Source organism: Ardenticatena maritima (genome assembly GCF_001306175.1).
Lineage (GTDB): Bacteria > Chloroflexota > Anaerolineae > Ardenticatenales > Ardenticatenaceae > Ardenticatena > Ardenticatena maritima.
Genome location: NZ_LGKN01000004.1, coordinates 287,920 through 309,991, shown reverse-complemented (window position 1 = coordinate 309,991; position 22,072 = coordinate 287,920). Strand labels below are relative to the sequence as shown.

The 22,072-nt window shown below is 60.0% G+C and carries 14 protein-coding genes; 10 read left to right on the top strand and 4 right to left on the bottom strand.

Annotation, left to right across the window (positions count from 1 at the left end; genetic code table 11):
* Nucleotides 1-5: 5 nt before the first annotated feature.
* Together SE16_RS06175 and SE16_RS06170 are read right to left on the bottom strand one after the other, a co-directional pair.
* Nucleotides 6-1,046 carry a hypothetical protein gene (locus tag SE16_RS06175; protein WP_054492328.1) on the bottom strand — a complete coding sequence of 347 codons (1,041 nt, stop codon included), beginning with the start codon at nucleotides 1,044-1,046 and terminating at the stop codon, nucleotides 6-8.
* 9 nt (nucleotides 1,047-1,055) lie between these two features.
* On the bottom strand, nucleotides 1,056-2,600 hold the full coding sequence (locus SE16_RS06170; protein ID WP_060687358.1) for an AAA family ATPase: 1,545 nt from the start codon (nucleotides 2,598-2,600) through the stop codon (nucleotides 1,056-1,058).
* Between the two features lie 217 nt (nucleotides 2,601-2,817).
* On the opposite strand from SE16_RS06170, the gene SE16_RS06165 reads away from it, so the two are divergent.
* Nucleotides 2,818-3,087: a hypothetical protein gene (locus tag SE16_RS06165; protein WP_054493776.1), complete on the top strand. Its 270-nt coding sequence runs from the start codon at nucleotides 2,818-2,820 to the stop codon at nucleotides 3,085-3,087.
* Nucleotides 3,057-3,716, top strand: coding sequence for a class II aldolase/adducin family protein (locus tag SE16_RS06160; protein ID WP_054493775.1), 660 nt, complete (start codon nucleotides 3,057-3,059; stop codon nucleotides 3,714-3,716). Before SE16_RS06165 ends, SE16_RS06160 begins: the two co-directional genes overlap by 31 nt.
* 172 nt (nucleotides 3,717-3,888) lie before the next feature.
* On the opposite strand, the gene SE16_RS06155 is transcribed toward SE16_RS06160, so the two are convergent.
* Complete coding sequence (locus SE16_RS06155; RefSeq protein ID WP_054493774.1) at nucleotides 3,889-4,119, bottom strand: hypothetical protein; 231 nt, start codon at nucleotides 4,117-4,119, stop codon at nucleotides 3,889-3,891.
* Nucleotides 4,120-4,333: 214 nt separating this feature from the next.
* Between SE16_RS06155 and SE16_RS16475 the strand changes: the two genes are divergently transcribed.
* Both SE16_RS16475 and SE16_RS06145 read left to right on the top strand, forming a co-directional pair.
* Entirely contained in the window at nucleotides 4,334-4,837 is a 504-nt protein-coding gene (locus SE16_RS16475) for a low molecular weight protein-tyrosine-phosphatase (protein WP_054493773.1), read from the top strand.
* Nucleotides 4,834-5,034 (top strand): helix-turn-helix transcriptional regulator, encoded by a 201-nt coding sequence (locus SE16_RS06145; protein WP_054493772.1) that lies wholly within the window; start codon nucleotides 4,834-4,836, stop codon nucleotides 5,032-5,034. Before SE16_RS16475 ends, SE16_RS06145 begins: the two co-directional genes overlap by 4 nt.
* Nucleotides 5,035-5,051: 17 nt before the next feature.
* On the opposite strand, the gene SE16_RS06140 is transcribed toward SE16_RS06145, so the two are convergent.
* The gene (locus SE16_RS06140) at nucleotides 5,052-8,282 is read right to left on the bottom strand and encodes a BTAD domain-containing putative transcriptional regulator (RefSeq protein WP_160317024.1); all 3,231 of its coding nucleotides are present in this window, start codon (nucleotides 8,280-8,282) and stop codon (nucleotides 5,052-5,054) included.
* Nucleotides 8,283-8,604: 322 nt separating this feature from the next.
* Here SE16_RS06140 and SE16_RS06135 point away from each other — a divergent pair, with 322 nt between their 5' ends.
* From SE16_RS06135 to SE16_RS16370, 6 genes are all read left to right on the top strand, one after another.
* Complete coding sequence (locus tag SE16_RS06135; RefSeq protein ID WP_054493770.1) at nucleotides 8,605-9,207, top strand: RNA polymerase sigma factor; 603 nt, start codon at nucleotides 8,605-8,607, stop codon at nucleotides 9,205-9,207.
* Between the two features lie 97 nt (nucleotides 9,208-9,304).
* Nucleotides 9,305-9,823, top strand: a complete 519-nt coding sequence (locus tag SE16_RS06130) for a carboxypeptidase-like regulatory domain-containing protein (protein WP_054493769.1) — start codon at nucleotides 9,305-9,307, stop codon at nucleotides 9,821-9,823.
* A gap of 61 nt (nucleotides 9,824-9,884) precedes the next feature.
* Entirely contained in the window at nucleotides 9,885-12,788 is a 2,904-nt protein-coding gene (locus SE16_RS06125; protein ID WP_152918189.1) for a CHAT domain-containing protein, read from the top strand.
* A 42-nt stretch (nucleotides 12,789-12,830) separates the two neighbouring features.
* Entirely contained in the window at nucleotides 12,831-14,831 is a 2,001-nt protein-coding gene (locus SE16_RS06120) for a S8 family serine peptidase (protein WP_060687356.1), read from the top strand.
* Between the two features lie 149 nt (nucleotides 14,832-14,980).
* Nucleotides 14,981-16,633, top strand: coding sequence for a cellulase family glycosylhydrolase (locus tag SE16_RS06115; RefSeq protein WP_060687355.1), 1,653 nt, complete (start codon nucleotides 14,981-14,983; stop codon nucleotides 16,631-16,633).
* Nucleotides 16,634-16,824: 191 nt separating this feature from the next.
* Nucleotides 16,825-21,936: a glycoside hydrolase family 48 protein gene (locus SE16_RS16370; protein WP_060687352.1), complete on the top strand. Its 5,112-nt coding sequence runs from the start codon at nucleotides 16,825-16,827 to the stop codon at nucleotides 21,934-21,936.
* Nucleotides 21,937-22,072: the final 136 nt, after the last annotated feature.

Genomic DNA, 22,072 nt, shown 5'->3' with positions numbered 1-22,072 from the left:
CCTTCTCAGTCCAACTCAATCATAATCAGGTCTTCCTCTTCTGCAGTGTTGGGTGTGGGACTTTCGGTTGCGGGTTGCGACACATGCGCCGACCAGCCGCGGCGAACGTGAACGCGGCGCGGTGTCGGTGGTTTGCGTAAGGTATGCAGCAGCGCATAGAGCGCCACACTCAGCAGCATCGCCCCCAGTGTGCCCAGGGTTGTCCATGGTGTTTGGCGAATGAGCGCGGGCGTCGCCAGCCCGAGCCAGATGGGCAAGGCGTAGAACCCCGCCCATGCCGTCAATCCACCTGCGCCAACGGCGCTTCCCACCGCCAGCCAGGGGGAGCGTTCAGCCAGAAAACTTTGCCGTATGCGCCCCGCCAGGTAGCCCGCCAGCGCCCAGGCGCCAATTTGCAGCACATGCAGCAGCAGAACCGTGCTGTCCACCGCGAAAGGCGCCACCAGCAGGCGCAATGTTTCCAGCGAATTGGCGTTGCCGAAACGTTCAACCAGCACCGCCGCATCAAAAGCACGTTCGTTGATGGTGAGCAAATCGGGCGACAGCCCCACCATGCCCGCAAACACCTTCATCCAGAGCGCGGCGAGCGCCCCAACCAGCGCCCCTTGTTGCGCGCCGACAAGCACCCCTGCGGCGAGAGGCGCCAGCGCCGCGAGATAGCCTTGCGCCAGCAGCGGCATGGCGGCGATGAGCAGCGCCCACGGCAGATTGTCGAGGATGGGAATGTGCCCCAGCACAGTGACCGCCAGGAAGAGCGCCATGAGGTAGGGGGAAAGCGTCCAGAGCGGCCACACGAGCACGGCGATGGCGGCGGCGTAGCCCCAGGCGGGGGCGCGCACGCCCAGCCCAAACGTCGCAAGGAGCAGAACGGTGAGCCACTCCGGCGGGTAGGTGCTAGTGGCTTCGTAGTGCAGAATCAACCCCACCAGCGTTGTCATGGCGGCGGAGAGCAGCGTGTTCTCTACCAGCGTGCGGTGGGTTTGATAGAGGCGGGCGAGCGTCTGCCAGCCGTTTTGCAGCGTTTGGGTCATGCTGTGCATCGTCATGTGTGCTCCTTACGATTCCGAAACCAGTTCCCACGGTTGCAGCCACCCGCAACTACTGGCGGGGCGCGCGTTCGTGCGCGCCCATTCGCGCAGGCGGCTGATTTCGTCGCGCATGGAGTGCGCCAGCGGTACCGTGTTGGTCAGATTGCGCAACAAATCGTGCATTTGCAGGTCGCGCCCATCGTCGAACGCATCGTAGAGCGCACTAATCACCACTTGCTCGATTTCGGCGCCGCTAAAATCGGCGCTATCGGCGGCGAGCCGCTCGATGTCAAAATCGTCCGGGTTGCGGTTGCGCTTGCGCAGATGAATCGCCCAAATTTCGGCGCGTTCCTCTTCGGTTGGCAAATCAACGAAGAAAATTTCATCGAAGCGCCCTTTGCGCAACGTTTCGGGCGGCAGTTGCCGAATGTCGTTGGATGTGGCGACAACAAAAACGGGCGCTTCTTTCTCTTGCATCCATGTTAAAAAGGTGGCGAACACACGCGCCGCTGTGCCGGCGTCGGAACGCCCACCGTGCGCCCCCGCCAGCCCTTTTTCGAGTTCATCCAGCCAGAGGACGCAAGGCGCAATGCTTTCAGCCACACGCAACGCATGGCGGATGTTGTGTTCCGACGCGCCGACAAGTTCGCCGAAAATGCGCCCCATGTCAAGCCGCAGGAGCGGCAAATGCCACTGGCTGGCAATGGCTTTTGCCATGAGGCTTTTACCGCTGCCTTGCACCCCCAGCAGAAGAAGCCCGCGAGGTTCAGGAAGCCCAAACGCGCGGGCGCGTTCACTGAACGCATGGGCGCGTTTGCGCAGCCATTCTTTCAGTTCGCCCATGCCGCCCACCTGTGAAAAGTCGGCGTTGGGTTCAAAGTATTCGAGCACCCGCGATTTGCGGATGATGTGCTGTTTTTCGCGGCTGATGATGTCAATGTCAATAGTGCCGGTGAGCACGAGTGATTTGGCAAAGACGTTTTCGGCTTCGGTGCAGGTGAGCCCACTGCTGGCGCGCAAAATCGCTTCGCGTTCTTCATCGCTCAGGTGAAGCGCCCGCAAGCGCGAACCTTGTTGACGAGCGCTGCGCAACACACGGTCGAGCGCCGCCGCCAGGTCGTCCAGGGTGGGCAGGGAAAAATCGAGCAAGGTGATGTCTTTTTCCAGTTCCGGCGGCAAGACCACCACGGGCGAAAGCAGGATGAGCGTTTTGCGGCTTTCTTTGAGCGTGGTGGCGATGTCGCGCAGGCGGCGCACGGTGGCGGCGGTTTCGAGCGGGAAGCGTTGCGAATCAATGAACGGGTGAAAATCTTTCAGCACGAAGATGGCGGCGTCGTCGGAAGAATCCACGTAGTCGAGCACTTGCAGGGGTTCGCGCACGCGCGGCGCAACCGGCACAGGCTTGACCGTGGAGAGGTCGAACACGCCTTCGGTGATGCTCCACCCATACAGATGTTTGTGGCGGCGAGCGGCGATGTCGCGCAAAACATCCTCAACGCGCCGTTCTTCGGTTGCCCAAATGTAGAGAATGGGATATTTGGCGCGAATCAGTGTTTCGAGTTCTGCATGCATATTATGAGGTGTTGAGCGCACGCCGACCACCTGATGGCACTTTTCAGTCGTTTAGTACAAAAAAGTATACAAGATTTCATGTAAAATTGCAATCGTTTTTTGTAAGAACGCTCAAAAACGCCCATGTCGGACTGTGTGCTTGGGTTTGACAAAGCACGCCGGCCGGGGTAGGACTTGCCCGCCTGCGTGCACACACAACGCGAGGAGCGTGCGAGCCATGCAACGCCAAACGATGCTCGACCTGGCGGTGAGCCTGCTCATTGGGCTGGGCGTCTTGCTTTTTTTGCATGCCGACCATTTGGTGAACACCTACACCGCGTGGGATGACCCCACGTGGTGGTGGCACCTGCTCACCGACGGCGGGTATGTGCTGGTGTATGGGGGTATGGCGTATGTGGCGTTGCGTGGATGGGCGCGCTGGCGCAGGCAAGAACCACGTGAAAAGGAGCGAGAACGATGGGAGACGCGGAACAAAGAGAAGCCATAGAAGCCTTGTGCCGCTTGGGGCGTGATATGGTGGCGGCGGGAATGGTACGCGGCAGTGGTGGCAACATGAGTATTCGGCTGGGCGACCGCTTGCTCATCAGCGCCACGGGGCAACCGCTGGATACGTTGACGCCTGAGACGCTGGTGCCGCTGACACTCGACGGCGAGCGCCTGAGCGATACAGCGCAACCGTCCAGCGAGTGGCAGTTGCATGTGGCGGCGTACCGCGTTTGGCCCGAAGCGCGCGTTGTGGTGCATGCGCACCCCCCCTATGCCATCGCATGGGGCGCGTTAGGGCGGCCGTTGCCCCCCCTCACTTCGGACGCGTATCTGCATTTGGGGGCGCAGGTGCCGCTTGTGCCGTACATTACACCGACGACGGCGGCATTGGCGCAGGCGACCGCCGAGGCGTTGCGTGAAAGCCCGGCCGTGCTGTTGCAGAATCATGGCGTTGTGGTGGTGGGCGAAAGTGTGGCGAAAGCCCGCGTGCGGCTGGAAGTGCTGGAAGACACCGCCCGGATGATGCTCCTGGCGCATGCTGTGGGGACGCCGCGCGTTCTCACGCCGGAGGACATGCACGCGCTCGACGTGGCGACCCAGGGGCGCTATGCCTTCAAACGGTCTTCGTGAGCAATCGTCCAAAAAAGGAGGAGGGCGGGCTTTCGGAAGCCCGCCCCGCGTGCGGAGAGAGGTGCCAGCAGACAGGGAGAGTGCGTGCGCCGACCCATGTGTCCCCGTGCGCTCTTGTCAGCAACACGCAGTGGTACGGCCTGTCGCAAGCCCAGACTGACGCAGCCCCTCGTCAGTCGTCAACACCAAATGGGTCGTAAAACGGGTTCAGGAACGACCAGCGGCAGCGATACCCTTCCATATTGCATATTTTGCCGTGCGAACAACGTCGGGCGCGCACCTGATAGGGCGTCATGTCGGTTTGGACGTCATCGGCATAGACGCGCTCTTCAAGTAGTGCCGCCGGCGCTTGCACACGGTCGCACCAGATTTCCTGAACCGTGACCCAACGAACAGTTGCCATTGCGCGCCTCCTTGGTTGACCTGCACGGCACCGTTGTGAAAGGACGCGCACACTCTACCCCGCTTTGGCTTTGAGGCGTAGTGTAGAATGTCATCTGTTCTGTATGACGTGCATCCTGTTCATGATTTTCTCTGTGCGGCAGGGTCTGTTTGAGCCTTGGTGCAATTCGCATACCATACAGCACCGACACCAACGAAGCAGAGAAGGAGGCGTCATGGCACAACGTCCTATCCGGGTGTTGTTCGTTTGCACAGGCAATATCTGTCGCTCGCCGATGGCGGAGGCGATTTTGCGCCACAAGGTCGCACAATTGGGGCTGGATGGCGTGATCGAGGTGGATTCGGCGGGGACGGACTCGTGGCACGTGGGCGAACGTCCACACCGCGGGACGATTCGCGAACTGCAACGGCGTGGCGTGCCGGTGCCAGACCACCGTGCGCGTGCGCTGACCGCCGATGACCTGCGCACATTCGATTACATTCTCACCATGGATTTAGACAACTTGAATGCGGTGCGTTCGCTTGTGCGCCGAACGGGCGCGAACATTGAGCCGCGTCCCATTCTTGAATTTTTGGATGACCCCAACGCGCCCATGGAAGTCCCCGACCCCTACTACGAGCGCAATTTTGATGAGGTGTACGATTTGCTGGACAAGGCGATTGATGGGTTTCTCGAAACACTCATCCGCACCCATCGGTTGACGCCGCGTCGCTCATAAACGCAGGAGCGCGTTGCCATGCCCGTGCCGGAACGTCTGGGGGTTTCCGCCAGACGGTGAACGCCATTGAACGCGGCAAATACGATCCCAGTTTGCCGCTGACGTTCAAAATTGCCGAACTGTTTGGGCTGGCGATAGAGGACATTTTTACGCCTGATTGGCGTGTGGAAGAGACGCAAGAACCGCCGCACAAATGAGGTGCGGCGCTTTGTTTTTACGGCGTATCCACGCCTCCCCTGTTGGCATCATGTGCATATCCCACCAATGCCTCATAGAGCGCGGTTGTTTCCGGCATGGGCGCAACCCCTAACTCACGTTGCAACGCTTCCCGGCAGCGGCGGTATAGCCGCACAATGTGCGGGCGACGGTGCAACATGGCGCAGGCGCGCATGGCAATGCGATAGGCGGGTTCCCAACAGGTATCCAGCGCCAGCGCACGTTCGGCGCTGGCAATGGCCGCTTCGGCGTCGCCCCGTGTCAGGTAGAGGCGTGCCAGCCATTCCGCGGCGCGTACCGCTTGCAGGCGCAGCCGCTCGATATGCGGCCACGCCCATTCTTCGTAGCGGCATTCGGGCAACACGTCGCCGCGATAGAGCGCCAGGGCTTGTTCGAGCAACTCGATGGCGCGTTCCGCTTCGGGTTCGGCTTCGGCGCGGGCGATGAGGTCTTGAAACAGCCACACGTCGCAGACGACGGCGTCGCGCTGGATGGCGATGGTGTTTCCTTCACGGTGAATGAAAAATGTGCCAGCCCGGCGTGGCCGTTCCGGTTCAATGGCGTTGGCGAGGGCGTTCAACGTGACTTTCAATTGCGTTTCGGCGTTATCGGGTGGCGTGTCAGGCCAGAGGTGCTCGAACAGGACTTCGCGTTGCAAGGGGGTGGGGTGCAGGGCGAGCAGTCCCAACAGGTGGCGCGCTTTGGCGCGTCGCCAGGCGTCGGCGGGAACCGGCTGCTTGCCGCGGCAGACCTCGAACGGACCAAAGAGCCGCACATGCAGCGTGTAGCCCGGATGATGTGCGATGTCGGCGGGGAGCCCTGTTTGGCGCAAAAGGGCGCGTGCACGCTCAGCCGCCGGGGGCAGCAAGTGGTCGCGCGCATGGATGAGCAGAGGGATGTAGGCTTGGGGGTCGCGCAGGCCAAAGAGCGTGGCGGCGTGCAGGTGTTCGGGGGCGGTGATAGCGTAGGCAAGCCAGTGCGGCGCATGTTCGGCGAACGTGTCGGGGTCGTGGGTGTGATAGGCTGTCCATGCCATCCAGAGGTGCGCCATGGCGGCGCCAAACATATCGTGGCAGGTTTCAAAACGGTGCAGGGCTTCGTGTAAGGCGCTGGCGGCGTCTTCGGGGGTGGTGTGCAGGGCGTGGGTGATGCCGCGCGCCAAGTGCCCGATGGCGGCTACCCATTCATCGCCGGCACGCAGTGCCAGGCGAATAGCGCGGTCGGCGGCTTCCAGCGCGGTGGCGGGGGCGCCGTGGTGCGCGTGCAAGAATGCCAGCCCAAAAAGCGGTTCGGCTTCGCCCCGCAGGATTGCCAGTTCGCGGTTGAGGCGGATGGCGTGCTCGTAATGGCGTTGCGCGCGCGCGATGTCCGCCAGCGGGGGCAGTTGCCAGGCGTGCCCCAGCCGCATATGCGCGACCGATTCGGTGAATGGGGATTGCAGCCGACGCGCCAGCGCAAGCCCGTCGGCGGCGCGTTGGCGTGCGGATGTGGTGCGCCCTTGCAGAACGTCTACGAACGCGAGCAAGAGGCTCGGTTCGCGGTGGGTGCGGGCGGGACGGTGAGGGGTGGCGGCGTGCTGGTCTGTCAGAATGGTGCGGCAGGCGTCGAGGCGGCCGCTGCGCAGGTGGATGCGGGCTTCAAGTTCGGTGTTGGGGGGAGCGCCCAGGCGGCGTGCAGCGGCGTACCAGCGCGCGCCCAGGTTGGGGCGGCCGCGGTTGGTGGCGTTTTCCGCCAGCAGTTGCAGCAGGTCGGCGCTTTCGGTGGGGGCTTCGCGGCGTAAAACGCGCAAGGCTTGCTTCAACAGTTGTTCGGCGGGGGCGGGGTGAACCGTGTCAATGTAAACGAGCGCCTGGCTTTTGAGCGCTTGGCTTTGCCCGATGGCGTCGTCGCGGGCGAGGTAGCAGGTTTCGGCGCGGCGGTATGCCGCGAGGGCGTCGTCGTAGCGGCTGGTGAAGCGCGCCACGTCGCCCTGGATGAGGAGCAGGTCGGGCCAGGCGTCGCGAATGGCGTCGGGCAGGGCGTTCAGCCAGCGGCGCAGGTGGGCGAAACGCCCTTCCGCCAGCAAACGGGGCGCAACGATGCTCATGCCGTGGGCGGCGGCTTCGTAATCTTCCGCCTGAAGCAGGTGGTCTATGCTTTCTTCGGCCTGCCCATGCTGGGCAAAATAGGCGGCGGCGCGGCGGTGCAAGAGCCGCCAGCGCACGGGGTCGCGTTGGGCTTCTTGCTGTAAAAATTCGTGGACAAGGTGGTGGTGGCGATAGGTCTGGTCGTCAATCTGCACCAGGTTGAGCCCGATATCGGCGAGTTGCGCCAGAAGGGCGGTGCTATCACGCCGACGCCGCACGGCGTCGCAGGCGGCGGGTTCCAGCACGCGCAAAATGGCGGTGTCGAACAAAAATTGTTGGAGCGAGGCGGGGAGTGGGGCGATGAGCGTGTGCATGAGAAAGTCGCCCAGCATATCGAGCGATGCCGCAAGGTTGGGGAGCGCTTCATCAACGCGCTCGGCGGTGGCGCCGCGCAGGTGGGCGGCCAGCAGTTGCAGCGGCATGATCCAGCCTTCGGTGGCGTTGTAAAGTTGCTCGCACTGGTCGGGGCGCAGGCGGATGCCGTGGTGCGCAAACAGCGCGGCAATGTCGGCGCTGGTCAGGCGCAATTCGGATTCGGTGATGAGCCATGCGCGGCGTTGCGCCAGAAAGCGCGTGAGGGTTGGCCAGGTGAGGCGTCGGCGGGTGGTGATGATGAGGTGCAGTGTCGGCGGCAGAAGGCTCACCCAGCGCTCAAAGGTGCGCACTGTTTCGGGATGGTCGTCGAGGTGATGAATGTCGTCCAGCACGAGCAGGCAGTCGGTGGGGGGCTGTTCGGCGGCGTTGGCAAGGGCTTCGGCAATCAGCCCCCACGGGAATTCACCCTGACGGGCACGAACAAGCAGGGGGTGCAAGGTTGCTTGGATACCCGGACGCACGCTATCGAGCGCCGCCGCCAAGTGCGACCAGAAAACGAGCGGGTCGGCGTCTTCTGGTCCGAGTGTGTACCAGGCAAAGGGGAGCGTGGACTGCGTGACGAAGAGCGCCAGGGTTGTGCTTTTGCCTTCGCCTGCGCCGGCTTGCACGATGGTGAGCGTGTGGCGGCGGGCTTCTTCCAGGCGGTCGAAGAGTGCCTCGCGTGTGAGCAGCGGGGCGCGAAAGCGCGGCGGCTTCAGTTTGCTGTGGATGAGCCAGAGTTCGCTCATGATTGGCTGGGTGTGGGTTTGTGTGTGAAGAGGATAGTGCAGACTTTGGGCTGTGGCAAGTGGGTTTTGCGGGGCTTTCGCCCCTTGAGCGAGGGGGAAAAGCCCTGCAAGCGCCCCGAAAAAATTGGAGAAAAAGCGCATTTACAGGTTGAAAAAACGTTGGTAAGGTTTTCTGCGGACACAAAGAGATGCGGGAGTGGGAAGCGAGCGAACGCCCACATTGGGCTGTTCAAGTGGTTGAATTTCCGCCGTGAGTGCGGTATACTTTTCCCAGCCCTTTGTTTTCCGAGCAAGTGCATGCATTTTTGATAAGAGGCTTGTTATGAAAACGGTTTCACAGATGGCATTTGAGACGTGCTCGGATGAAGACCTTGTACAAGCCTGTCTGGAAGGCAATGAAGCCGCGTGGGAAGAACTCATCAACCGCTATGCGCGCCTCATTTACACCATTCCCCTGCGATTTGGATTTCCCCAGCATGTGGCCGACGAAGTCTTTCAAGAGGTTTGCTTGATTTTGCTGGAAAAACTGCACACCTTGCAAAATCGTCGGCGGCTTTCATCGTGGCTGATGACCGTGACACGGCGCGTTTGTATTCGTCGGTATCGCACACAGCCTGATGCGCCCATGCTCGACATACAGGATGTTGTTGTGGTGCACCCAGAGCGTGTTGAAGAGCGTGTCATGCGGCGCGAAGAACAACAGCTTCTGCGAGAGGCGTTGGAGCGCCTGGATGAGCGTTGCCGCCGACTTTTGGCGCTGTTGTTTTTTGACGAAGAGGATGGGGTTTCGTATCAAGAGATTGCGGAACTCCTTGACATGCCGTTGGGGAGCATTGGCCCGACGCGGAGTCGTTGCCTGCAAAAGTTGCGGCGTATTCTGACCGATATGGAAGAAGAAAAAACCTCAAAACCCGAAAATTCATGAGGCAAAGATGTATTTTTCGCACGCGGTTGCGCTCTGTTGAAATGAGGAGGGGAGCGGCGGCGTGTGAGAAGGATGCGAAGCAAGGAGGAAAAGACACATGCCCGCGCCACATGACCCGTTTGAAGACCCTGAATTTGAGGGACAGGAATGGATTGACCCGCCGCCCGATGTGCTCAAACGTGTGTTGAAATCCTTCAAGCGGCATCAATCACGCTTGCAGGATCGTTTGGTGAGCACAGCATCTTTGACGTTTGACAGTTGGTCGCGTATGGCGCCTTCCGGCGTGCGTGGTGCTTTGCAAGAGCGCCAAACGCTGTTCTCGCTGGACGACATGGATATTGATGTCCAGATTCTCAAAGAGGAAGAAGAAGGGATGTTTACCGTGCATGGCCAAGTGTTGCCGCGAGACGGCGATGTGGCGGCGTTGGAGGGAACAGAAGTGCAATTGCTTGCGGGCGGCGAAGTGTATCGGCGTGTACTGTTGGATGAAATGGGCTACTTTCGGCTGACGCTTGTTCCCGCCGGGACATACGCCATGCGTATATTGCTTGAAACGCGCGATATCGTTGTTGAACCTTTGGATGTGCAGGCGTTTCCTGCTGAGGGGACTGCTTGAATCAACCAACGCAATGTGAAAGAGTCTGCCAGTGCTGAGTGTTGATGGTATCCGAGTGGCGATGAATCCAGAAGACCATATCGAAATAGAAGACCCCACCGTGCAAACGCTCCTCGATTTAGCCGATTTGGAATCGCGGTGTGCGTGGTTGCGCACCCACGTTCCCCAGCCGGATGAAGCGTTGTTGACGAAGATACACGACGCCGTCGAGCGCACAAAGCGCCTCAATCCACACCTCACGTTGCAACTTGCCGATGTTCTCGATGCCTGCGCGCGCGTCTGGCAGGATGACGCTGTACGTGCAGAAAGCGCCTATACGCGCGCCAAAGCCTTCCGCCATTTGGGGAAATATGAGCAGGCGGTGGGGTGCTTTGAGACAGCGATTGCCCTTCACCGCCAGCGCGGAGACGACGCCTCGGTTGCGCGGGTGACGGTGGGGTATGTTGATGCACTTTTGTACCTCGGCCACTATGAGCAGGCTTTACACTATTCTGCGCAAGCAGAGCAGGTGTTTGTGCGTGTGGGCGATCAGGCGCGGCTTGCCAAGGTGCTCTCGAATCGGGGGAATGTGCTCGCGCGTTTGGGGCGTTTTGAGGAGGCGCGTCAGTGTTATGCCCGTGCGCGCGAAGCCTTCCGAGCGTTGGGGGATTGGCGTCGGTTGATGATTGTTAATATCAACGATGCCAATGTGCACGCCGAATTGAACGCCTTTCGTGAAGCTGTTGCGCTCCTGCGTGAAGCCCGCCGCTATTTTGAGGATACCGGCGAATCGCGGGTGGTCGCGCAGATTGATGTGAACATGGGGTATCTGGCCTTCGCCCAGGGGCAATACCAGTCGGCGCTCCGCTTGTTGCAGCAAGCGCGCTCTGTCTTTGAGGAACAAGCGTTGCCTGTGGAAGTCGCCTATGTGGATTTGCATCGCAGCGATTGTTATCTGGCGCTCAATCTGTGGCATGAAGCGTTAGAGACGGCGCAAGCGGCGCGCGCTTGTTTTGAAGCGCATGCCATGAACTGGGAGGCGGCGCGCTTGTGGTTGAACGAAGCGATTGCGGTGGCGCATCTGCGTGATGTGTGTGCCGCATTGCAGGCGCTCGACCAGGCGCAAGCCCTGTTCAGTGAGCAGGGCAATGTGCTGTGGAGCGCGGTTGCCGACTTGCATCGCGCCTATTTGCTGTGGCGCAAGGGGGCTTGGGAAGACGCTCGGACGTATGTCTTGGCGGCTCGTGAGCGGTTTGCCGACTATGGTGTGGTTGGGCGCGTTGCTGAGTGTGATGTGCTGCTGGGAGAAATGGCGCTAGCGGACAATGACCTTGACGAAGCGCAGGCGCATTTTCAGCGTGTTGATATGGCGCGCGTGTTTCCCGTGGCGTATCGTGGAGCGTTTGGGTTGGGGCAGGTGGCGCATCGGCGGGGACAACGCCGCCAGGCGGAACGGGCATACAAACAAGCCATTGCGCATATCGAGCAAATGTACGCGGGCTTGCAGAGTGAGATGTATCAAATGGCGTTTTTGCAAGACAAATTGCCCGTGTACGACAAATTTGTGCAGTTTTGCCTGGAAGAACAAACGCCGCAGGCGCAGCGTGAAGCGTTTTCGGGTATTGAGCGGGCAAAATCGCGTGCGTTATTGGATTTGTTGACACGCCTTTCGCTTGAAAAACGGGTGCGCCAGCACAAACACCTTTCGCCCCATGAAAAGACGCTCTGGCGGCAAATGGATGACCTCAAGCGCGAGTTGCATTGGTACTACAACCGCTTTTACGAAACGGTGATGGAAAGCGGCATGCGCGAAGCCCAACCGGTCTCGACCTTGATGTCGGCGATTGCCGACCGTGAAGCGCGTTTGGCGCGCTTGCTGAAACATTGGCATGTGCCCGAAATGGCGGCAACGCCGCGCAATCCGGTTTGGACGGTGCGCGTCGAAGACGTTCAGCAAGCATTACCCCCAAAGAGTGCGCTCCTTGAATTTTACATAAGCCGCGAGGGTGAGGTTATTCTGTTTGGCATCACCCATGAGCAGGTTGTCTCCCGTTCGCTCTCCGTTGACATGGACACGCTCAAAGAAACGTTGCAGCATTTGCGGTTTACTTTCAATAAATTCGGGTATGGTACCGAGTATCGGCAACGGTATCAGCACATTTTATGGGAAGCGGTTCATCGTGATTTGCGGACATTGTATGCGGCGCTGATAGCCCCTATTGAAACATGGCTTGATGGCATTGAAACCCTGGTGATTGTACCGCACGGTCTTTTCCATTATATCCCCTTCCACGCTTTGACGCCGGATGGTGAAACGTATCTCCTGGATCAACATATTGTGACGTATGCGCCAAGTGCAACCCTGTTTTGCCACACGGTTCAGGACTTCCCCACGCATGTGGAACAACCTCCGCTTCTTCTCGGCATACACGACGCCTCCGTTCCCTATGTTGAGGCCGAAGTCAATTTTGTGCGGCACATTTTTCCCGAGGCAACGGCGTATGTGGGCGATACGGCCACGCTCAATGTGCTGCGTGAGTTGACGCAAACGCCGGCGTGCTTGCACCTGGCCACGCATGCTGTTTTTCGCTCGGACAATCCTTTCTTTTCGGCCTTGAAGTTGGCAGATGGCTGGTTTTTTGTCAGCGATGTGTACGAAATGCAGACCATGGCGCCTTTGGTGACCTTGAGCGCCTGTGAAACGGGACGCGCGCATGTGGCGGTTGGTGATGAGTTGGTGGGGTTATGCCGCGGCTTCTTTGCGGCGGGGGCGCGTTCAGTTGTTGTAAGCCTCTGGATGGTTGATGATATTTCGACAGCCAAGTTGATGAAGCAATTTTATGCGGCGTTAGCGGCGGGAATGCCTGTTGCCAGTGCTTTGCGGCATGCTCAGCATGTTCTCCGTGAGTGGTATCCACACCCCTATTACTGGGCGCCCTTCGTTGTCATGGGGAATCCGTTTTATCGACCTCAATGGCCTCAATAAGAGGCTGCAATGTCTTGTGTGAGGAGCGAAGGAGGGTTTTGTATGGTCTCTCGACGGGTCTGGGGGCGTTTGTTGGGCTTGGTTGTGCTTGTGCTGGGCGTATGCGTATGGGGGCGACCCGCGCACGTTTTGGCTGATGCGCCACCTGAGACATACACCTGGCTAGTGACCCTTGCGCCGGGTGTCGATGGGGCAGGCTTGGCGGCTGAGTATGGTGTTGCGGTGGTGGGTGAAGTGCCAGCCCTTGCATTGGTTGCGCTTCAGGCGAGTGCCGATGTGGGCGCACAACTTGCGTCGGATGCGCGTGTGCTCAGCGTGAGCCGTGATGTGCTCCTTGATAGTCAGCCGCGGTACATTGGTTTTGATGGTGCGCCGCTTACGGCACAGCCTCGCTACATTGGCTTTGACGGTGTTCCCGCAGAATATGGCGACCAGTGGGCGCGTGGCGTGGTGCGTTTGGACAAAGCGCACCAGCTGGCAACCGGGCAGGGCGTTGTGGTCGCGGTGCTGGATACCGGCGTAGACCTGGATCACCCCTTGCTGGTGGACAAGCTTGTGCCGGGCTACGATGTGATTGATGGGGACTCTCTGCCGGACGATGTCCCCAATGGCATTGACCAGGATGGGGATGGGGCGATTGATGAAGCCGCAGGACATGGTACGCATGTGGCCGGCATTGTGGCGATGGTCGCTCCTGATGCACGTATCATGCCTGTGCGCATTTTCGATAGCGATGGTCGCGGCTCGTACTTCGACGCTATTCAAGGCATTCTCTACGCGGTTGATCATGGCGCCGACATCATCAATTTGAGCGGGCATGGGCCTGAAGATGCGCCGGCTTTGCAAGCGGCCGTCGCATATGCCCAGGCGCACGGTGTTCTGATTGTAGCGGCGGGCGGCGTCAACGTGCTGGGGTATCCCGCACTGTATGATGGCGTGGTCTCTGTTGGGGCTACCGATCGCTACGACCTGCTCACCGACTTTTCGACGTTCCAGAATGGCGTCGCGGAGGTGTACGCCCCTGGGCGAGAGATTTTCTCGGCATACTACAATGGCGGCTATGCCGTGTGGAGCGGCAATTCCATGGCAACGCCTTTTGCGGCTGGTGCGGCGGCGCTTTTGCGTTCCGTGCCGGGGTGTGATGTGGCGTGTGTCGTGAACACCCTGCGCCAGACAGGGCGTCCGCTGGTGCAGCACCCTGAAGCAAAGCGCATTGACCTGTATGACGCCCTCTTGCAGGCGCGCGGCGAAACGGATATCGCTGTGCGGTTGCAGTATCGCCGTGGAGATACCGCTTGGGATACCACCACGATTGTCCCACAGTTTCGTCTTGTGAATGATGGCGGCACGATTCCATACAGTGCACTACGCATTCGCTACTGGTTGACGCCGGAAACGGCGCATGCTTTGCAGGCCGTAGTGGACTATGCCGCCCAGGGCAATGAGAATGTGACGGTTGCAACCGGGCAAACAACAGATGGACACACGTTTGTTGAGGTTGGCTTTACAGATGGGGCTGGCTTGCTCTATGGCGGCAAGGCTGTTGGCGACGGTGAGTTCATTCAGGTGAATGTGCATGATGCTGAATGGAGCGCCCAGGATGAGACCAACGATTACTCCTTTGGGGCGGATGTGGTGACGTGGCAGGAGTGGGAACGTGTCACCGTGTACTATGACGGGCGTCTGGTGTGGGGGCAAGAACCGGCGCAGCCGACAAACGCGAATGCCTGCACCGTCACATTCACGGTTGAATCAAGTTGGGATGGTGGTGCAACGGTGAACGCCGTGGTGACCAACAACCAGCCGGCTGATGTGGATGGGTGGACGCTTGAATGGGATTGGGGGGCGTCTGTCCCGCTCATCACCAACATGTGGAACGGTTCGTTTATGCAAAATGGGGGGCATGTTGTGGTCACCAATGCAGATTGGAACCATGTTGTACCTGCCGGCGGGTATGTCTCCTTTGGATTTACGCTTCAAGGAAATGCGGCCGGATTTGAGCCCGCCGGGCTTTCCTTGAATGGAGCGCCTTGCTCGCAGTAAACATAACTCGTCTTTCAATGAAACGGTCCGTTGCAAAACGGGCCGTTTTTCTTTTACAGAATGATGTATTTTTTCGGAAAAACCTTCTTCTGTATAAGCGGCAACGGCCGTTGCACAGCAACAACACAAGAACAAAGAGGGGGAACAATATGCGGTCTTTTTCATGGCGCTACGCCTGTATGGTCGTGATGGCAGTGGTATGGAGCGCCTGGCTTCTGGGCTGGTCGGCTTCGGCACCGCTGCCGTCTGCCAAAGCGGCAACCAGCGGTTATTTGCATACATGCGGCAACCAAATTTGCGACGCCAATGGCAATGTGGTGGCGTTTAGCGGGGTCAACTGGTTTGGCTTTGAGACGGGCAACAACGTGGTGCATGGCTTGTGGTCGCGCAATTGGGAAGAGGTGCTCGATCAAATCAAAGCGCTGGGCTACAACAGTATTCGCTTGCCTTTTTCCAATGAGGTGCTGAATCCGGGCACCATGCCGACGGGGATTGATTACTCCAAAAACCCCGATTTGGTGGGACTGACCTCGCTGGAAATTATGGACAAGATTATCGAAGGCGCCGGACAACGGGGCTTGAAGGTGATTTTGGATAACCACCGCTCCAATGCGGGGGCGAGTGCGCAAGAAGGTGGGCTTTGGTACACCGCCGATTACCCTGAGAGTCGCTGGATCGCCGACTGGGAAATGCTGGTGCGCCGCTATGCCGGAAACGATACCGTGGTTGCGGTTGACTTGCGCAACGAGCCGCACGACGATGCTTGTTGGGGCTGTGGCGACCCAGCGCGTGATTGGCGGCTGGCGGCGGAGCGTGCTGGAAACGCCATTTTGGCGATCAACCCCGATTTGCTGATTATCGTTGAAGGCGTGGAATGCTATGGGCCTGGTGGTGAGAACGACCCCTGGAAAGACGCTGATTGCACCTGGTGGGGTGGCAATTTGCTGGGCGTGCGCGAGTATCCTGTGCGCTTGAATGTGCCCAACCGTCTGGTCTATTCGCCACACGAATACCCCGCCTCGGTGTTCCCACAAGAGTGGTTCTCGGACCCCAACTACCCTGACAATTTGCCGGCGGTGTGGGACCATTACTGGGGCTACATTTATAACGAGAACATAGCCCCCCTGCTGATTGGTGAATTTGGCACGCGCTACGTGGATGAGAGCGACAAGCAATGGCTGCAAAAGTTTTTGCCCTATATCCAGCAGAAAGGGCTGAGTTGGACATTCTGGTCGCTCAACCCGAATTCGGGCGATACCGGCGGCATTTTGCTGGATGATTGGACGACTGTGCACGCTGAAAAACAGGCTTTGCTGGAAACGATTCAGTACCCGCTTATTGGGCAAGGGAGCGTCACGCCGCCGGCGACGCCTTCACCTGAACCGGGGACGCCCACGCCGACGCTGCCGCCATCAACACCCACCCCCACGCCCGTCCCGCCCACGCCGACCCCTGTGCCGCCGACGCCCACGCCGCCCGCCGGCGAAACCGCCTGCCGCGTGGACTACGTGGTGCGCAACGAGTGGCCTGGCGGCGCGACGGTGGACGTGACCATCACGAACACCGGCGCCAGCACCATCACTGGCTGGACGCTGGCATGGACCTTCGCCGGCAACCAGCAGATTGCGCACCTCTGGAACGGCGCCTACACGCAGACCGGTGCGAGCGTGACAGTCACCAACGCCGCCTGGAACGGCACGATTGCGCCGGCTGGCTCGGTCACGTTTGGCTTCAACCTCAATTGGAACGGCGCGAACCCGACGCCGACCACCTTCACGCTCAACGGGCAGCCCTGCCGGTAATTGCATTGCCCGGTAGATTGACGCCGCCCCGCAAGAGACACCTTGCGGGGCGGTTCTCTTTCGGGAAATGTATTTTTTTCAACCTTTGATGCCTCTATTTGGGTAGGTGAATCCCCCCATTCACCGTTTGCGTGGCCACGTGACAGGTTGTTCTAGTGTCGAGCTGAATGAGATGAGATTGGAGGTGCTGCATGTCGCAAAGCAACTGGTGTCCAATACGCCAACCGTCCCCGCTCATCCACCTTCTCCTGATCGTTTTCCTGTCTTTTATTGCGTTTGGTGCTGTTGCGCCTGTCCAGGGGGCAACCATTCAATTGTGCGAAAAATGGGGCTACACCTGGGCGGCCGGCGGCACATTCTACGTGCAAAACAATGTGTGGGGCGCCGATACAGCCCAGTGTATCGAAGTCAATGATGCCACAGGTGATTTTGTTGTGACGCAATCGGCGCACAACAACCCCACAAATGGCGCACCCGCCGCCTATCCTTCGATTGTGCAGGGGTGCCATTGGGGCAACTGCACGCAAAACAGTGGGTTGTCGGTGCCGGTGGCGCAATTGAGCAGTGTCACCAGCGATTGGTCAATCACCACTGTCAACAGCGGCGCCTGGAATGTGGCGTACGATATTTGGCTCAGTCCCTCGCTTGATACCACGAATGGCTACAACGGCGGCGCTGAAATCATGATTTGGCTGGATTGGAATGGCGGCGTCCAGCCGGCGGGGGCGGTTGTTGACACGGTGACGATTGACGGCGCGACGTGGGAAGTCTGGTACACGCCCATTGATTGGCACTACATTGCGTATCGTCGTACCACGCCGACGCAGAGTGTCACCAACCTCGACATTTTGGCGTTCATCAACGATGCCATCCAGCGTGGATATGTGCAATCGTCCTGGTATTTGCACGCCATCGAAGCCGGCTTTGAGATTTGGCAGGGGGGCACTGGTTTGGCAAGTAGTGGGTTCTCGGTCACCGTCAACGGCGGTGGGGGCGCACAGCCGACGGCGACGCCCACAGTCGCTCCAACACAAACCGCCACACCGCCGGGGAATGGCGGCGGAGCACCGCCGACGAACGAATACGTCGCCCGCTTCCTGGAATTGTGGAATGAGATTCACGACCCCGCGAATGGGTATTTCAGCCCGCAAGGCATTCCCTATCACTCCGTCGAAACGCTGATTGTCGAAGCGCCCGACTACGGGCATGAAACCACCAGCGAAGCGTACAGCTACTGGCTCTGGCTGGAAGCCATGTACGGCCGCGTGACGGGGGATTGGTCGTATCTGGCGGATGCGTGGAACAACATGGAGACGTACATCATCCCCTCGCACCAAGACCAGCCCAGCAACAATTGCGCCTACAAAGCCTCGTACGCGCCCGAAGGGGACGCCCCCAGCGATTACCCTGTGCCGCTTGACCCGAATGTCAGCGTTGGGGACGACCCCATCTGCAACGAACTCGCCCAAACGTATGGCACGTCGGACATCTACGGCATGCACTGGTTGCTGGACGTTGATAACTGGTACGGCTACGGGCAACGTGGCGATGGTACCACCGCGCCTTCGTACATCAACACCTTTCAGCGCGGTGCAGAGGAATCGGTGTGGGAAACGGTTCCGCATCCCTCGTGGGAAGCTTTCAACTGGGGCGGCCCCAATGGCTTCCTCGACCTCTTCATTGAACAACCGCAGGGCTGGCAGTATGCCCAGCAGTACCGCTACACCAACGCACCTGACGCCGACGCCCGCGCCATTCAAGCCATGTATTGGGCGAAAGTTTGGGCTGACGCGCAGGGCGGTTCGCCTTTGGTGGATAGCCTGGTGCCCAAAGCCGCCAAAATGGGCGACTACCTGCGCTACGCTTTCTTTGACAAGTACTTCAAGACGATTGGGTGCGAAAGCCCCAATTGCCCGGCGGGAACCGGCTATGACAGCGCGCACTACCTGCTCTCGTGGTACTACTCGTGGGGCGGTCCTGTGAGCGGCGGTGGTTGGGCGTGGCGTATCGGTTCCAGCCATGTGCACTTTGGCTACCAAAACCCCGTCGCGGCATGGGTGCTCAGCCAGGTGCCTGCGTTCAAGCCGGCTTCGCCCAACGGCGCAACAGATTGGGCGGTGAGCATGGACCGCCAAATCGAATTCTACCGCTGGCTCCAATCGGCGGAAGGGGCGATTGCCGGTGGTGCGACAAACTCCTGGAACGGACGCTACGACCCACGCCCGGCGGGTGTCTCCGAATTCTATGGTCTCGCGTATGACGATCATCCGGTCTATCACGACCCCGGTAGCAACACCTGGTTTGGGTGGCAAGCCTGGTCTATGGAGCGCGTGGCGGAGTACTACTACCTGACCGGCGACCAGCGTGCCGGCGAAGTCATGGACAAATGGGTGGCGTGGATCAAGAGTGTTGTGCATCTGTTGCCCAACGGCGATTATGAAATCCCCGTGACGCTTGAATGGAGTGGGCAACCAGACCCGTGGAACCCGACCAATCCGGGGCCGAATAACAACTTGCACGTCACCGTTGTCGCCTACAACAAAGACGTGGGCGTCACGGCGGCGCTGGCAAAGGCGCTGATCTACTACGCCGCGGCAACGGGCGACACAGAGTCGCAATTGCTGGCAAAAGAATTGCTGGACCGCATGTGGACGTTGTACCGCGACGACAAGGGCGTTTCGGTGCCCGAAGTGCGCGAAGACTACATCCGCTTTGGTGATGAAGTCTTTATCCCCACAGGGTGGAGTGGCACCAATGCGCAGGGCGCTACAATTCAGCCGGGTGTGACGTTCTTGGGGTTGCGCCCCAAGTACACGCAAGACCCCGATTGGCCGAAGGTCGAAGCCTACTTGAACGGCGGCCCAGCGCCCGAATTCCGCTATCACCGTTTCTGGGCGCAGGTTGATGTGGCGTTGGCCAATGCGCTCTATGGCGAATTCTTCGGCGGCGGCATCACGCCGGTTCCCACACCGACGCCTGCACCAGCCACACCCACGCCGACCCAACCGCTGGCCACGCCCACGCCCACACAGCCGCCGGCGACACCCACGCCAGCACCAGCCACGCCCACGCCGCCGCCCGCCGGCGAAACCGCCTGCCGCGTGGACTACGTGGTGCGCAACGAGTGGTCGGGCGGGGCGACGGTGGACGTGACCATCACGAACACGGGGAGCGCCACCATCAACGGTTGGACGCTGACATGGACCTTCCCCGGTAACCAACAGATTACGAACGGGTGGAACGTCACGCTTTCACAAAGCGGCGCAGTTGTGACGGCGAGCGATGTTGGGTGGAATGGCACCATTGCGCCGGCCGGCTCGGTTACGTTCGGCTTCAACCTCAATTGGAGCGGCGCGAACCCCACACCGACCGATTTCACGCTGAACGGGCAGCCGTGCAATGGCGCGGCAGGCACGCCGACCCCGCCCACACCCACGCCCACCCAACCACCGGCATCACCGACCCCCACACCGACGCCTGCACCAGCCACACCCACGCCGACCCAACCGCCGGCCACACCCACGCCCACACAGCCGCCGGCGACACCCACGCCAGCACCAGCCACGCCCACGCCGCCGCCCGTCGGCGAAACCGCCTGCCGCGTGGACTACGTGGTGCGCAACGAGTGGTCGGGCGGGGCGACGGTGGACGTAACCATCACGAACACGGGGAGCGCCACCATCAACGGTTGGACGCTGACATGGACCTTCCCCGGCAACCAGCAGATTACGAACGGGTGGAACGTCACGCTTTCACAAAGCGGCGCAGTTGTGACGGCGAGCGATGTTGGGTGGAATGGCACCATTGCGCCGGCCGGCTCGGTTACGTTCGGCTTCAACCTCAATTGGAGCGGCGCGAACCCCACACCGACCGATTTCACGCTGAACGGGCAGCCGTGCAATGGCGCGGCAGGCACGCCGACCCCGCCCACACCCACGCCCACCCAACCGCCGGCCACGCCTACGCCTACACAGCCGCCGGCGACACCGACACCCACCAGTGTGCCGCCTACGCCTATCCCCGGCACGCACCTGGATAACCCCTTTGTCGGCGCGACCTGGTACGTCAACCCGGATTGGGCGGCGAATGTGCTGAACCAGGCGCAGCAGACGGGGGGCGTGCTTGGGCAGAAAATGGCCAAAGTCGCGCAGTATTCAACCGCTGTGTGGCTGGACCGTATCGGCGCGATTACCGAAGGGCGTGGCTTGCAGGGGCATCTGGATGAAGCCCTGGCGCAAGGGGCGAACCTCATCACCATCGTGATTTACGATTTGCCCAACCGCGACTGTGCTGCGGACGCCTCGAATGGTGAACTGCTCATCGCGGAAAATGGGCTGCAACGCTACAAAACCGACTACATTGACGTGATTTATAACATCCTCGCCCAACCGCAGTATCGCGATTTGCGCATTGTGGCCATTATCGAGCCGGACTCGTTGCCCAACTTGGTGACGAATCTCTCTGTGCCGGCATGTGCCGAAGCCGACGCGACGGGCGCCTATGTGCAGGGGATTCAGTACGCCATTGACACGCTCCACCAGTTGCCGAATGTGTACATCTACCTCGACATTGCGCATTCAGGCTGGTTGGGCTGGAGCGACAACTTCCAAAAGGCTGTCACGCTCTACACGCAGGTGGTGCAAGGCACAGCGGATGGGTTCAACAGCATTGACGGCTTCGTCACCAACGTATCGAACTACACGCCGCTGGAAGAGCCGTATTTGCCGGATTCCAGCCTTACCATTGGCGGTCAACCGGTGCGCTCGGCAAAGTTTTACGAATGGAATCCCTACTTCGATGAACTGGACTTTGCGCAGGCGTTGCGTCAGGCGTTTATCCAGCAAGGCCTCCCGTCCAGTATCGGCATGCTGATTGACACCAGCCGCAATGGGTGGGGTGGGTCGAGTTATGGGCGCAGCCGTCCGACCGCGCCAAGCACCAATACCACCAACGTGGACGTGTATGTGGATGAGTCGCGCGTGGACCGCCGCTACCACCGCGGCAATTGGTGCAACCAGGCAAGCGGGATTGGCGAGCGCCCGCAAGCCAGCCCCGTGCCGGGAATTGACGCCTATGTGTGGATCAAGCCGCCCGGTGAATCGGATGGCGTGAGCGAACCGGGCATTGTTGACCCCGTTGACCCGAACAAGAAGTTCGACCGCATGTGCGACCCCAACGGGCAGAACCTGTACAACTCGGCGTACCCAACGGGGGCATTGCCCAACGCCCCACACGCCGGACGCTGGTTCCCTGAGCATTTTGAAATCCTGGTGCAAAACGCCTACCCGCCCATTCAGCCATAACGGGCGCATCACACCAAATCGTCGTTTTCGCCACATTTGAGGGGGCACGAGTGTATTTTTCTCGTGCCCCTTTGCTCTGTAAGAGTGCGAGCACACACCCCCGGGGGATGAAAAAGGTGTCTGTTCGCTTGTCGAG